This window comes from Pontibacter roseus DSM 17521 (assembly GCF_000373265.1).
Classification (GTDB): domain Bacteria; phylum Bacteroidota; class Bacteroidia; order Cytophagales; family Hymenobacteraceae; genus Pontibacter; species Pontibacter roseus.
Map to the genome: position 1 here is coordinate 1 of NZ_KB890768.1, position 13,471 is coordinate 13,471.

12 protein-coding genes are annotated in these 13,471 nt (G+C 53.1%); 6 read left to right on the plus strand and 6 right to left on the minus strand.

Annotated features, from left to right (window positions below; all coding sequences use genetic code 11):
* Positions 1–590 precede the first annotated feature (590 nt).
* Together B051_RS0118130 and B051_RS0118135 are read right to left on the minus strand one after the other, a co-directional pair.
* The gene (locus tag B051_RS0118130) at positions 591–1,778 is read right to left on the minus strand and encodes a dipeptidase (protein WP_245539661.1); all 1,188 of its coding nucleotides are present in this window, start codon (positions 1,776–1,778) and stop codon (positions 591–593) included.
* Between the two features lie 132 nt (positions 1,779–1,910).
* Positions 1,911–2,501 (minus strand): DUF3267 domain-containing protein, encoded by a 591-nt coding sequence (locus B051_RS0118135; protein WP_018479646.1) that lies wholly within the window; start codon positions 2,499–2,501, stop codon positions 1,911–1,913.
* A gap of 271 nt (positions 2,502–2,772) precedes the next feature.
* On the opposite strand from B051_RS0118135, the gene B051_RS0118145 reads away from it, so the two are divergent.
* Complete coding sequence (locus tag B051_RS0118145; protein ID WP_018479648.1) at positions 2,773–3,669, plus strand: ABC transporter ATP-binding protein; 897 nt, start codon at positions 2,773–2,775, stop codon at positions 3,667–3,669.
* Between the two features lies 1 nt (position 3,670).
* Positions 3,671–4,441, plus strand: a complete 771-nt coding sequence (locus B051_RS0118150) for an ABC transporter permease (protein WP_018479649.1) — start codon at positions 3,671–3,673, stop codon at positions 4,439–4,441.
* 12 nt (positions 4,442–4,453) lie between these two features.
* Here the strand turns inward: B051_RS0118150 and B051_RS0118155 are convergent, their stop codons facing one another.
* On the minus strand, positions 4,454–5,119 hold the full coding sequence (locus B051_RS0118155; protein WP_157579072.1) for a hypothetical protein: 666 nt from the start codon (positions 5,117–5,119) through the stop codon (positions 4,454–4,456).
* Between the two features lie 220 nt (positions 5,120–5,339).
* Complete coding sequence (locus B051_RS0118160; RefSeq protein WP_018479651.1) at positions 5,340–6,581, minus strand: bifunctional 3,4-dihydroxy-2-butanone-4-phosphate synthase/GTP cyclohydrolase II; 1,242 nt, start codon at positions 6,579–6,581, stop codon at positions 5,340–5,342.
* A 210-nt stretch (positions 6,582–6,791) separates the two neighbouring features.
* Between B051_RS0118160 and B051_RS0118165 the strand changes: the two genes are divergently transcribed.
* Positions 6,792–7,727, plus strand: coding sequence for a glycosyltransferase family 2 protein (locus tag B051_RS0118165; RefSeq protein WP_018479652.1), 936 nt, complete (start codon positions 6,792–6,794; stop codon positions 7,725–7,727).
* A 2-nt stretch (positions 7,728–7,729) separates the two neighbouring features.
* On the opposite strand, the gene dnaG is transcribed toward B051_RS0118165, so the two are convergent.
* Positions 7,730–9,661: a DNA primase gene (gene dnaG / locus B051_RS0118170; RefSeq protein WP_018479653.1), complete on the minus strand. Its 1,932-nt coding sequence runs from the start codon at positions 9,659–9,661 to the stop codon at positions 7,730–7,732.
* Between the two features lie 193 nt (positions 9,662–9,854).
* The gene (locus tag B051_RS0118175; RefSeq protein ID WP_018479654.1) at positions 9,855–10,367 is read right to left on the minus strand and encodes an META domain-containing protein; all 513 of its coding nucleotides are present in this window, start codon (positions 10,365–10,367) and stop codon (positions 9,855–9,857) included.
* 193 nt (positions 10,368–10,560) lie between these two features.
* Between B051_RS0118175 and B051_RS0118180 the strand changes: the two genes are divergently transcribed.
* The 3 genes from B051_RS0118180 (at position 10,561) to fahA (ending at position 13,407) form a co-directional block, all read left to right on the plus strand.
* Positions 10,561–11,664 carry an Mrp/NBP35 family ATP-binding protein gene (locus B051_RS0118180; protein ID WP_018479655.1) on the plus strand — a complete coding sequence of 368 codons (1,104 nt, stop codon included), beginning with the start codon at positions 10,561–10,563 and terminating at the stop codon, positions 11,662–11,664.
* A gap of 5 nt (positions 11,665–11,669) precedes the next feature.
* Complete coding sequence (locus tag B051_RS0118185) at positions 11,670–11,936, plus strand: NifU family protein (protein WP_018479656.1); 267 nt, start codon at positions 11,670–11,672, stop codon at positions 11,934–11,936.
* Between the two features lie 199 nt (positions 11,937–12,135).
* Entirely contained in the window at positions 12,136–13,407 is a 1,272-nt protein-coding gene (fahA, locus tag B051_RS0118190) for a fumarylacetoacetase (protein WP_018479657.1), read from the plus strand.
* The last annotated feature ends 64 nt before the right edge of the window (positions 13,408–13,471 follow it).

Consider the following 13,471-nt stretch of genomic DNA (forward strand, 5'->3'; position numbering starts at 1 on the left):
TAGCTTGCCCTGGCCGGGCGGGCCTCACTTTTTGTCTTGACACAAAAAGTAAGCAAAAAAGTCAAGACGCTCCAAACTCGCTGACCGCTCGAACAGTGGAGCGCCGGAAGGTGCGCCTGGCCAAGGCTGTTGCCCTGTAGCTGCCGCGGAAACTCTCCCCTTGAGGGGAGTAAGAGGGGTGTTAACGCTATACCTGACGGCTAAACCTATACCGGTATTGTCATTCCGACGAAAGGAGGAATCTGTTACCATACCCACTTCCGGTGCGAGCGCAGCGGGAACTGGAGGTGAGACATGTGAGTACGTTTACACCTAGCGTTTTCCTCGGTATCCTTCCCTTGTTGCTCTCACAGAAAAGTCGTATCTGCGCTGGCGCTGGATGCGCGGCCACTAGGGCGTGAGATTCCTCCTTTCGTCGGAATGACAACATGCGTATTTTTACTTGTGGAGATTCGTACAAAGGATTCCCCTCCATAGACAAGGAGGGCCAGGGGTGGTTCGACCAGGAACAGCTAAATTCCGAGACACACAAAAAGGTCAGGCTTCATAGAGGAGCCTGACCTCTTTGTGTTTAAGCCTGCTATACCTGCTTAGGCTCCCACGTTCGCTCTGAACACACGCATAAAATTCTCACCTAGTATCTTCTTGATGTCTTCTTCGCTATACCCTCTGGCCAGCAGTTCTCTGGTGATGACAGGCATATCGGCTACGCTGTCGAGCTGCTTGGGCGTGGAGGTGATGCCGTCAAAATCGGAGCCGAGACCCACGTGCTCCACCCCTACCAGCTTCACGATGTGGTCCAGGTGGTCAAGCAGCAGCGAGAGCGGCGGACGCAGGGTGGCTGCCTCTTCAGGATAATGGGCCATCGCCCACTCGTATACCTCGATAGAGCTTTTGTTCAGCTTCCGGAGCGAGTCCACCTCAGCTTTGTGGTTTGCGCGGAACGCGCTCATGCGCTTGTCGTAATCCGGGTCCAGAAAACCGGAAAAGAAGTTAAGGTGAATCACGCCGCCGTTCTTGCCGATCGCCTTTATCTGGTCGTCTTTCAGATTGCGGAAGTGTGGGTTGAAGCTGTGCACGCAGCTGTGCGACACGATTACAGGCTTAGTGGTGGTCTTGATGGCATCCCAGAACGTGCGTTCGCCCACATGGCTCAGGTCCACCATCATGCCCAGCTCGTTCATCTTGCGCACCACCTGCTTACCGAACTTGTTCAGGCCTTTTTTTGATTTCGGCAGTTTTCCGCTGGCCTCATCCATGGCGGAGGAAGCCCAGGAGGTGGAATTGTTCCAGGTGAGGGTCATGTAGCTGGTGCCGCGCTTGTGGAGTTCCTCCAAGTACGTCAGGTTGTCTTCAATCATGTGCCCGCCCTCGAGACCAATCATAGCCGCCATTTTGTTTTGCTGCACCGCCTGCATCACCTCGTCCGGCGTTCTGGCCAGCATCATCTTGTCCGGATTACGGTTCACAATTGCGTTCAGGGAATCAATCTGCAGGTTGGCGAAATCAAAGCCTTTGCCCTTGCCATAGGTCTCGTCGCTCCATACCGAGAATATCTGCACATCCACGCCGCCCTGTTTGAAACGGGCCAGGTCAGAGTGCGTTTTGCCGCTCAGGTCATCCTCCAGGCGCAGTCCCTCTAACACCGAGATGAGCACGTCGTTGTGCGTATCCACCACGATGGCTTTCTCATGCAGCGTTTTGTACTCCTGTGCTAGCGTGGGTGTGCCGCATCCAAGCAGGGCTGCCAAGGCCAGGCTGCCGTATAAATGTCTCATTTTCATGTATTTTTTCTATTCGATTTATCAGCAAAGCAACAGGTGCACTTTACTATTGGATAGCTTAAATATAGCTTATAGTCTAGAAAATACCTACTGCCGCCTCAGCCTGCCTGACAGGTATACCCGGTCCTATACCGGGGTGAGCACATAGCAACCGATTTTCTCTGGGTGGTCTTGCACAAGGTCAGTGGTCCGCTGGTGGCGCAGCATCCAAAGAATGAGCAGGTCGCCAGCCGCGGCCATCGAGAAGAACAGCCCAAACAGGAACAGCAGGAAATGTCCCGTGACTATACCTGCCAGTGCTGGGAGCAGCCCCATCACCAGTCCGGGCATCATGCCGCCCATAGCGTATTGCTTCAGCGGCAGCACCTCCGTACAGTGGCAGTACGGTGTCAGCGCCTTCCAATGCACGCCATACCGGATGGATTTGAGCCCGTTTTTACAGAAGATAGCCCAAGTGAAGCCGTGCAGCAGCTCGTGTACCACAGCCCCCACAACAAATACTCCCAACCCGATTAGGCCGGAGAAGTAAAGCACCATCCGGTGCGTACGCACCAGTTCCCCGATGTGCTGCATGGAGAATTGTTCCGGCCAAAGCAGCACATACGCCGGTATGTAGAGCAGCAGGATGGGCAGCATAAAGGCCAGGGCGTAAACGTTCGCTTCGCCGGCTGTCATGCTGAGCTCTTTCTTGTGATAATCTGCTTCCGAAAACTCCATCTACTAATTGGTTTCGCTGCTGCCCAAGATGCCAAAACTGTCATAAAAGGTACTGTTTATTTCCCGGCTTTAAAAGCGATGACACCAGGTATAGGAAGTTGCCATAGCCAGCATTTTCAGGTATAGCCGCCTCTATTCTGAAGCTGTAATCAACTTCTGGCAGATTCAACTTGGCCTTGTTCGGCAGGAACTTTGGCAAAACCATATCATAAAAAGGCTATATTTGTCCATGCCGCTGCTGCAGTGGCCCCTGAACTGAACACCCTAAGGTATGGCGACAGTATTACAAACAGACAAACTCTCGAAGCGGTACGGCAGCCTGCAGGCGCTCGATAACCTGACACTGCAGGTGGAGGAAGGCAGCATCTATGGTCTGCTCGGCCCCAACGGAAGCGGCAAGACCACCACACTGGGTATGGTGCTGGACGTCATCCGGCCTAGTGGCGGCAGCTTCCTGTGGTTTGGGAAATCCATCAGTAAAGAGACGAAACAACGGGTGGGTGCCCTGCTCGAGACGCCGAACTTCTACCCATACCTCACTGCCAAGCGCAACCTCCAGGTCGTCGCCGATATCAAGAACGCGGACCCGAAAAACATCAATCAGATGCTGGACATGGTGGGTTTGGGCACCCGCAGCCATACCACTTATAAGGGCTTCTCGCTGGGCATGAAGCAGCGGCTGGCACTAGCCGCCGCCATGCTCAACGACCCGGAAGTGCTTGTGCTTGATGAGCCCACCAATGGCCTGGACCCGCAAGGTATAGCCGAAGTCCGGGACCTCATCCTGCGCATCGCCTCCCATGGCAAGACCATTGTGCTGGCCAGCCACCTGCTCGACGAAGTGGAGAAGGTATGCACACACGTAGCCGTGCTGCAGGCCGGAAAGCTCAAAGCCAACGGACCAGTGAGCAATATCCTGTCTGCCCACGACCACCTGCTAATCAGCGCCGAGAACCTGGCGCCGGTGCTGCAACTACTGGAGCGGCTGCCCTACGTGGTGCAGTTCGCACAGGAAAAGGACTGTATTACACTGACCCTGACCGAAGGCTATACCAGCACCGACCTCAACCGCGATATGTTTGCGCAGGGCATCGTGCTCTCACAGTTGTTGGTGCGCCGCAAGAGCCTGGAGGCGCAGTTTCTGGAAATCATTAAAAAAGACGCTTGACATGAACCTGCTACGAACCGAGTTCCGAAAGATATTCCCCTACCGTACGTTCTGGGGCATACTGGCGATATACATGCTGCTGCTTCTGCTGGTGCTCTACATTAGCCGCAACGTGATGCTGGGCGGCCAGTCCATGGGAGCCTCCATGTACCAGTTCCCGGGGCTCTGGGAGCGGTTTACCTACATCGCGTATTTTTTCAACCTCCTGCTAGGTATACTGGTGATTGTGCTTATCACGGATGAGTACAGTTTCAGGACGATACGGCAGCAGGTGATAGATGGGCTCTCGCGGGCGGAGGCGGTGCTGTCCAAGTTCTACGTGGTGCTGGCGCTGGCTGTGTTCAGCACCTTGCTTCTGCTGGCGCTCGGCCTGACGTTTGGCCTGCTCTTCAGTGTCAAAAGAGGTATGGGCGCCGTACTGGGCCAAATCGACCACCTCTCCTATTTCTTTGTGCAGTCGGTAGGGTATATGGCGCTGGCCATGTTCTTCGCTTTCCTGTTCCGAAAAAGCGGTCTGGCCATCATCGCTTTTCTGGCGTGGTCCAAAATTGTGGAGCCTGTCATACACTACCAGCTGCCTGACCGCATCGACAAGTACTTGCCCATGAAGGTGTTTAGCAGCCTGACGCCTATGCCGGGCCGTGAAGTGCTTGACCAACTCACCTCCCCTACCGAGATGCTCTCGCCGGCCTGGGCCACCGTGCCAGCCATGCTCTACATCGGGTTGCTGTTGCTGCTCTCTTACCTGCTGCTTCGGTTGCGTGACTTATAGCCTTGGCCTGAATTACAATGTATTGAAGTAGTTGACGATGGTGACCAGTTCATGCGGCTTGTTATAGTCGAGTTTATTGGACCTAGCGAATTTCCGTACCACGTCAGACTTGTCCCCGAAGAGCCGGTGCAGGTCCCGCTGGATTTTCCGGAGTGTGACTATTTCCCCATCCGGGAGCAGGGCGTAATACGTCTCTTTGTACTCCTCCGATATGGATTGACCTAAGGCATTGTAATTCTCCACACCGTTAGCACCTGCATAGCTGTCATTCTTACCCTTGACAATCTGCCGCTTAATCAGGCTGATGGTGCCATGGTTGAGCTGCTCGAAAAACACAGGCTTTTTGAAGTCACTGTCCACTTGGCCCTGGTTCCAGAAAAGCGACCTGAAGATGTGAGGCTTACCGCTGTGCGTATCTCTTACTATGAAGTGGCTCACGTTGACCGGCGAGAATGAACTAACGGCTCCATCCTTCGCCTCTACCTGCACCACATCCATGTTGGGGTGGTATACCACAGCGCCTTCCAGGCTGTCTCCAGAGGCCAATATGACTCTGCCATGATGCCATTCCTGCACGTCGTAGCCATCTCTGTACTGCCCATGGGCGAACAGTGGCCAGAAAGAAAGCAAAAGCAGCATGACTGGCCTTGCAGTACCTTTCGTAAGTAACTTCTTCATACGCGATTCTAATTACATCTCTTAAATACAATATTTACATACTCCAACTTGTTGTAGCACAAAAAGTTATCCTTTAGGTATAACGAGCTACAGTAGTCGAGGTATACAAATATCATGTTAAAATTTCTACCATAAACCCTTGGTGTACAGGCACAAAAAAGGCAGAGCCCGTGATACTGAATCACGGGCTCTGCCAAAGGTATAGCTCCCAGGTATAGAATTATTGAATGGGGGTGCTTTTCAGGATTTCGTGTCCTAACTTGTCGCGCTTGGTAGCCAGGTACTTCTGGTTGTGCGTATTTGGGGCAATTTCGATGGGCACATTGTCCACCACCTCCAGGCCATACCCAATCAGGCCAGTGCGTTTCTTTGGGTTGTTGGTGATGAGGCGCATCTTTGTCACGCCTAAATCGCGCAAAATCTGGGCACCCACGCCATAGTCGCGCTCATCCATCCCGAAGCCCAGTTCCAGATTTGCCTCTACGGTATCACGGCCCTGCTCCTGCAGCTTGTAGGCTTTGAGCTTGTTGATGAGACCAATGCCACGGCCTTCCTGATTCATATACACAATTACGCCCTTCCCTTCGCGCTCCACCATACGCATGGCTTCGTGCAGCTGTGGGCCGCAGTCGCAACGGCAGGAGCCGAAAATATCACCGGTCACGCAGGAGGAGTGCACGCGCACCAGCACTGGCTCGCCTTCTTCCCAGGTTCCTTTCACCAGCGCCAGGTGTTTGGCGCCGTTGCTGCGCTGCGTGAACGCATACAGGTCAAAGTCACCGAAGTCAGTAGGCAATTGCACGGCTATCTCGCGTTCAATCAGGCTTTCCTTCTTCAGGCGGTAGGCAATAAGGTCTTTTATGGAGATGAGCTTCAGGTTGAATCGCTCGGCCACCTTCACCAAATCAGGCAGGCGGGCCATCGTGCCGTCCTCGTTCATAATCTCGATGAGCACCCCGGCAGGAGCCAGCCCAGCCAACTTTGCCAAATCAACGGCCGCCTCGGTGTGGCCAGCGCGGCGCAGGACGCCTTCTTTCTTAGCCTTCAGCGGGAAGATGTGACCCGGTTTGCCAAGGGAATGGGGGTCTGTGTTGGGGTCTACAAGTGCCTGTATAGTCTTAGCGCGGTCAGAGGCGGAGATGCCGGTTGTACAGCCGTGGCCGATAAGGTCAACGGAAACCGTGAAAGGCGTGGCGTGCAGCGCCGTGTTGCGGCCTACCATCAGTTCCAGGCCCAGTTCTTCGCAACGCTCCTCGGTAAGAGGGCAGCAGATGAGGCCGCGGCCATGCGTTGCCATGAAGTTGATGATTTCGGGTGTCACCATCTCGGCGGCACAGATGAAGTCGCCCTCGTTCTCGCGGTCATCATCGTCTACTACAATAATGATTTTCCCCTGCCGGATGTCCTCGATGGCTTCCTCTATTGAATCGAGCTTGATTGGCTCCAGTGAATTAGTCTCCATATGTTACTCCATATCCCTACCTAACCGATTGGTTTATAGCAGGTTGATTGTTTATACTATGAAATGCGCTGCAAAGGTAAAAAGTTTAACCCGCATTGCCGTCTTATTTCATAACACAATCGGAGGGGCTTTAGTTGAAAGCACTCCTTGAATGGAAATATTCTCTATTTTTACAAGCTTAAAACTCAGAAACCATTATCACCCACTGCCATGAAGTGTTCAATTGTTGTCGCAAACTACAACCACGCTGATGTTTTAACTCAAGCTTTAGGTTCAATAGAGCAACAAACATATACTAATTGGGAAGTAGTAATTGTAGATGATGGGTCAACAGATAACTCATTGGCTGTTATAAACGACTACTTAGCTAATGTGCAAGACCCAAAGAAATATAAATTAGTGCATCTTAGTGATAATATCGGCTTGCCGAGGGCTAAACATCTGTGCGTCATTAATTCTTCAGGAGAAGTTGTAGCAATTTGTGACCCTGACGACATGTTGCATGCTGAAGCTGTAGAAAAAGTAATGCAGGCTCACATGCACAGCCCCAATGCAAGTGTTGTATTCACTAACATGTACCGTTGTAGCCCAGACATGAGTATCTGTGAGATATGTCAAGAAGCTGGCCCAGTATTATTTAATAACCTCCTAGAAAATAAAATCTCTGCTTTTGCTTCATTCAAGCGTGAAGCCTATGACAAAACCTCCGGTTTTGACCCGAATTTAACCTTAGGTAGTGACCAAGATTTATATTATAAATTAGAAGAAGTTGGAGATGTGGTTTATATAAATGAACCATTGTACTACTATCGGATATGGCCTAGAGGTGTGTCCCAGGGCTTTGATAACTATGTACGCTCTAGGGACTTTAAGTTGATAGCAGTAAAAAATGCTATTCAGAGGAGACAACTGAGTGGTGTGAAGATGCCGAGTAAGAAAGAAATTAGAGTCCTGCTCTCCGAAATACACTTACTACAGGCTGAAGGGTTAATGTATTCACAGCAAGACTTAGGTAGAAAGTTCATTAAACATTTGGGGCTGTCTATACTGTACAACCCAATCGGAAATCTGACTCGCAAGATTAAAACAGCTTTTTTGCTCAGCAGAATTAAACGCAACCTTATGAAAGCATCGGGCGAAGCCTAAATCTACTTATTCACCACAATCCCCAGTAGCTCCCCTATCTGGGTTTCAAAGGTTTTGAGGCTGCGGATGACGTGGAGCACGCGGTCTTGTTCGGTGGGGTCGGTCACGAGGCGGAGCTTTTCCATCTCGGCCTTCATGAGCAGTTGCGCGTTGCGCCACTTGAGGCGCAGTACGGCCCGCTCGGCTCCGTAAGGCAGCAAATCGGACTCGTGCGGCACGTAAATCTGATGGGTTTCCCAGTTATGGCTGAGCTCGTAGGGGTCAGAGAGCAGGTTGGTGGCCTCTGTCCGGATTTCCTGGTCCGGGTAGTTGATGAAGTCATCGGCCGAAGGTATAGCCCCTTGGTTTAACTTTGACTTCACCACCTCCACCAGGCGGGCGTAAAGCGGCGTCCTGAATTCCACATCTTCCAGCTGCTCCAGCATGTACTGGCAGGTGTTCTGCCCATCCACCAGAATCCGGTCGGGGTAGTTGAGCAGCATGCGCACAATCTCACGCTCGTAACGCTTCAGGCTATCGGTTTCTGTTACCGGCTTGGCCGTTTCTGCCTCTTCCTGCTCGTAATATTCGGCCTCGGCAAAATCGGCGAGGCTGCCAGAACGGAGCTGCTGTTGCTGTTGCCGGTCCTGCAGGTGCATTTTGTTGTACTCCGAAATCAGCAGCTGCTCATCAATCCCAAAAATCAGGCTACAGCTCTGGAAAAACACCGTCCGCTTGATGGGGTCCGGGATTTTGGAGATGGAGGTCACGATTTCGCGTATCGCCTCGGCCTTCTTCACAGGGTTACCTTTCGCTTCCTCGGCGTACAGGCTGGTCTTGAAGGAGATGAAATCCTGCGCGTGCTCCTGCACATAGGCCTTGAACGCCTCGTCGCCCACCTTTCGGATGTAGGAGTCAGGGTCTTCGCCAGCCGGAAAGGTAACCACATTCACATTCAGGCCATTCTCCAGAATCAGGTCTATACCTCTCAGGGAGGCTTTTATACCTGCCGCGTCACCATCATACAACACCGTGATGTTCTGGGTATAGCGGGCGATGAGCTTTATCTGACCTTCGGTGAGCGAGGTACCCGAGGAGGAGACCACATTCTCGATGCCGCCCTGGTGCAGGGACAGCACGTCCAGGTAGCCTTCCACCATGTAGCACATGTCCTGCATGCGCACGGCCTGACGCGCCTGGTACATGCCGTACAGTACATTGCTCTTGTGGTATATTTCCGACTCCGGGGAGTTGAGGTATTTGGGGCTTTTCTTGTCGTTGGATTTGAGGGTACGGGCGCCGAAGCCGATGACGCGGCCCGAGATGTTGTGAATTGGGAACATCACGCGGCCCCGGAAGCGGTCGTATTTCTTGCCGTCTTCCCGGACGATGGTCAGCCCGGTGGCCTCCAAGTACTGCTGCTTATACCCTGCCTTCAGCGCCGCGTCCGTCAGGTCAGACCAGGCGTCTACGCTATACCCCAGCTCAAACTTCTTGATAGTCGCATTGGTCAGGCCTCGCTCCTTCAGGTACGACTGGCCGATGCTGCCCTGCTCGTGGTGGTGCAGGACGTGCTGAAAATGCTTGTTTGCGAATTCCGAGACAATGTAGAGGCTGTCCCGCTCACTCTGCTCCCGGGCGTACTCCGGGCTCGGCTGGTCCTCCGGCACCTCGATGCCGTACTTTTTGGCCAGGTACTTGAGCGCCTCCGGAAAGCTGGTGCCCTCCACATCCATGATGAACTGCACCGAGTTGCCCGCCTTGCCACAGCCGAAGCACTTGTAAATGCCTTTGGCCGGCGAAACAGAAAAGGAAGGCGACTTCTCGTGGTGGAAAGGGCAGCAGGCCCAGAGGTTTTGTCCCTTTTTCTTGAGCGACACAAAATCCCCCACCACCTCCGTGATATCGGCCTGGGCAAGGATTTGGTCAACTGTTTCTTTCGGGATTAAGGACATGGGTGCTATACTTGGAGGAATACAAATATAACGGTTGCAGGTATAGCCACAGGGTATAGCCGGGACTTTTATTTTGAATCGATGGCAGCCCTACAGGTATTGCTATACCTGGTTTCACTCTTGCTGCTCTAGCTAGCCGTCCTTTGCATTGAAACAAACTATAACCTATTACTAGGACAACTTAAGGAGCGATTTATTCAGGTAGCTGTCTGTTATACACCAGCTTCTCCCCCTCCCGGCAAAGCACCGTGAGGGTGTTGCCTTGGATAGTGTAGGATTTCGCTTGGGGCAGCAGCCTGAAGTATTCTCTTTCGAACGCCGTATCCATCATTCTGGTGCTGGCTATTTCTGTCGTCGCCAGTTCACCGGTTCGTATGGAGCCTTCGCTGCCCAGGCCGCTGGTCCTGAAGCCCCCGAAGTAATGGTTAGGGGCTGCCTGGCCGTTGAGCCAGTAGGTATAGTCTCCAGCCAGATGCTGACCTGAAGTCGGCCGTTCCTTGCTGAACTCAACCCAGACGTGCGTGTCCTGTGGTGGTGGCAGGTCTGCCTTGTCTGTATATCCGATTGTTACCAGACTCCACTTCCCAAACAGGTCAACAGGAACAGCCTCCTCCCCCTCCTGTTTCAGGCAGGAGACTGCCAGCAGGAGAGGCAGCAAGAAGAGGTATAACCCGAATTTAAGGCAATGGGGGAACAGCTTTTTCATGAGCTTCTGATTTAGGATGCGCTATACCTGGTAGACCCACCAAGGTAGGAATGCGTTGCATGGGCCAGCCATATTTCTCTAAAATCCCTCTCCTACTGTCCCCATCCTACTTGCCATGCAAACTAGGAATATGTGCTGTTTCTAGAGTTTTTTGTTCGTATCTTTGTAAGGCTTAACAGCTAGTATTTCAACTATGGCAATCACAAAAGAAGATATATTAAAAGCCCTCAGCTATGTGGAGGAACCGGACCTGGGCAAGGACCTGGTGACGCTCAACATGGTGGAGGACGTGCAGGTGGATGGCAAGAACGTGAGTTTCACCGTTATTTTGACCACGCCGGCCTGCCCACTCAAAGACCTGATTCGCAACGCTTGTATCCGTGCCATCCATACCATGGTGGACAAAGAAGCGGACGTGACGGTGAACATGACCTCGCGCGTGACTTCCGGCCGTGCCGGCAACTCCGAGGTGCTGACTGGTGTGAAGAACATCATCGCCGTGGCATCCGGCAAGGGCGGCGTAGGCAAGTCTACCGTCACCAGCAACCTGGCCATCGCGCTGGCGCAGTCAGGCGCCCGCGTAGGCCTGATTGACGCCGATATCTTCGGACCGTCTATACCTACCATGTTTGGTGTGGAAGACCAGCGCCCGCAGATGGTGCAGGGTGACCACGGCAAGAACTACATCATACCCGTGGAGAAGTATGGCGTGAAGCTGATGTCCATTGGTTTCCTCACGCCTCCTGACCATGCCGTTATCTGGAGAGGGCCAATGGCCAGTTCCGCTCTGAAGCAGTTCATCTCTGATGTGGAGTGGGGCGAGCTAGATTACCTGCTCCTCGACCTGCCTCCCGGCACCTCCGACATCCACCTGACCATGGTGCAGGTACTGCCAGTGACCGGAGCCGTGATTGTGACCACCCCACAAAAGGTGGCCATAGCAGATGCTCAAAAGGGTTTGCAGATGTTCCGCCAGCCGCAAATCAACGTGCCGGTGCTGGGCGTGGTCGAGAATATGGCTTACTTCACACCTGCCGAACTTCCCGAGAACAAGTATTACATCTTTGGTCAGGAAGGCGGCCAGAATCTGGCCAAAAGGTTTGATGTGCCCGTACTGGGCCAGGTACCGCTGGTGCAGAGCATCCGCGAAAGTGGCGATGCAGGAACTCCGGTGGCTTTACAGAACGATTCTCCAGCGTCCGGTGTTTTCAAGGAGTTGGCCGAGGCTGTCGCGCAGCAGGTATCTGTTCGTAACGCCACTTTAGCCAAAACTAAGACCGTAGAAATTAAAAGCTAATACTGATGGCAGCCATAAACGTTGACAACGATTTTTTACTTCGCATCGAGGATGCCCTTGACCAAATCAGGCCTTACCTGGAAGCTGACGGCGGAAACGTAAAGGTGCTCGAAGTAACCGATGAGATGGTACTTAAACTGGAACTGTTGGGCGCCTGTGGCTCCTGCCCTATGTCTACCATGACCTTGAAGGCCGGCGTGGAGCAGTCCGTATTGAAGGCCGTTCCAGAAATCAGGTCGGTTGAGGCGGTGAATGTGACTGCCATACCCTAACAATAGGCTTTCCCATACCTTAAAAGGCAGGCGCTGATTACTCAGCGCCTGCCTTTTCATTTTCATTATAGCCGCACAGTTAAAGGTTCTATACCTCTCCTATGCTTCAGGTATAGATGGATGGGTTTGGCTGCCTGTACCGCTTTCCCTTCCGCTCCAAAATCCATATATTTGTTCACAATCATGATTTCTGCATGCTATGATAAAAGCCAACGACCCAACCTTACACTCCTGGATAGAGATTGCCCCGCACAGCGATTTCCCGATACAGAACCTTCCTTTTGGTATCTTCCAATCGGCCACCAGGGACCCGCGCGTGGGAGTGGCCATAGGTGACTATGTGTTGGACCTATACGCTGTCGCGCAGCACAACCTGTTCGAGTTGCTCGACATTGACCCAACTGTTTTCCATCGCCCCTACCTGAATGATTTCATCGCCTTGGGCAAATCCAAGTGGCGCGCCGTGCGCAACCGGGTGTCTGAGCTGCTCCGCAACGACAACGACGAGATAAGCGGCAACAGCCGACTCATGCAGGAGTGCCTGATTAAGATGAGCGAGGTAAAGATGCTGCTACCAGTGAAGGTGGGCAACTACACCGACTTTTACTCCAGCATTGAGCATGCCACCAACGTGGGCACCATGTTCCGTGACCCGAAGAACGCGCTGCTCCCCAACTGGAAGCACTTGCCTATTGGCTACCATGGCCGCGCCTCCTCCATTGTGGTTTCGGGTACAGACATTCGCCGCCCGAATGGCCAGACCAAAGCACCGGATGCGGACGCGCCTACTTTTGGCCCATCCCGCCTGCTCGACTTTGAGCTGGAGGTCGCCTTTATCACCGGTCGTGAAACCAGGCTAGGTGACATGATTACCCCAAACGAGGCAGATGACTATATTTTCGGGCTGGTGCTGTTCAACGACTGGTCGGCCCGTGACATGCAGACTTGGGAGTACGTGCCGCTTGGGCCTTTCCTGGCCAAGAGTTTTGCCTCTTCCATTTCTCCCTGGGTGGTTACACTGGATGCGCTGGAGCCCTTCCGTGTGAGAGGTCCGGTGCAAGACCCAAGACCGCTGCCATACCTGGAGTTCAGCGGCGACCGCAACTACGATATCAACCTGGAGGTGCTGCTGAAACCAGAGGATGGGAAGGAGAACAGCATCTGCCGTTCCAACTTCAAGTACATGTACTGGAACATGAACCAGCAACTGGCCCACCAGAGCAGCAACGGCTGTAACATACAGGTAGGCGATATGTACGCCTCTGGCACCATCAGCGGACCTGACAAGACTTCCTACGGGTCTATGTTGGAGCTTACCTGGCGTGGCTCGGAGCCAATCAGACTCTCTGACGGCACTGAACGCAAGTTCATCAACGACTACGACACCGTCATCATGCGCGGGTTTGCCGAGCGCGGTGGTGTTCGTATTGGCTTTGGTGAGGTACGGGCAAAAGTGCTGCCGGCTCTGTAGGTGTCAGCCCTAAGAGGAGCACAAAAAGAGAGGGCCCAGGTGCTATACCTGGGCCCTCTCTTTT

Excerpts from the sequence above, each read along its gene's own strand:
- B051_RS0118130 (WP_245539661.1), bottom strand. The coding sequence starts at position 1,778 with ATGAGACATTTATACGGCAGCCTGGCCTTGGCAGCCCTGCTTGGATGC.
- B051_RS0118135 (WP_018479646.1), bottom strand. The coding sequence starts at position 2,501 with ATGGAGTTTTCGGAAGCAGATTATCACAAGAAAGAGCTCAGCATGACA.
- B051_RS0118145 (WP_018479648.1), top strand. The coding sequence starts at position 2,773 with ATGGCGACAGTATTACAAACAGACAAACTCTCGAAGCGGTACGGCAGC.
- B051_RS0118150 (WP_018479649.1), top strand. The coding sequence starts at position 3,671 with ATGAACCTGCTACGAACCGAGTTCCGAAAGATATTCCCCTACCGTACG.
- B051_RS0118155 (WP_157579072.1), bottom strand. The coding sequence starts at position 5,119 with ATGAAGAAGTTACTTACGAAAGGTACTGCAAGGCCAGTCATGCTGCTT.
- B051_RS0118160 (WP_018479651.1), bottom strand. The coding sequence starts at position 6,581 with ATGGAGACTAATTCACTGGAGCCAATCAAGCTCGATTCAATAGAGGAA.
- B051_RS0118165 (WP_018479652.1), top strand. The coding sequence starts at position 6,792 with ATGAAGTGTTCAATTGTTGTCGCAAACTACAACCACGCTGATGTTTTA.
- dnaG (WP_018479653.1), bottom strand. The coding sequence starts at position 9,661 with ATGTCCTTAATCCCGAAAGAAACAGTTGACCAAATCCTTGCCCAGGCC.
- B051_RS0118175 (WP_018479654.1), bottom strand. The coding sequence starts at position 10,367 with ATGAAAAAGCTGTTCCCCCATTGCCTTAAATTCGGGTTATACCTCTTC.
- B051_RS0118180 (WP_018479655.1), top strand. The coding sequence starts at position 10,561 with ATGGCAATCACAAAAGAAGATATATTAAAAGCCCTCAGCTATGTGGAG.
- B051_RS0118185 (WP_018479656.1), top strand. The coding sequence starts at position 11,670 with ATGGCAGCCATAAACGTTGACAACGATTTTTTACTTCGCATCGAGGAT.
- fahA (WP_018479657.1), top strand. The coding sequence starts at position 12,136 with ATGATAAAAGCCAACGACCCAACCTTACACTCCTGGATAGAGATTGCC.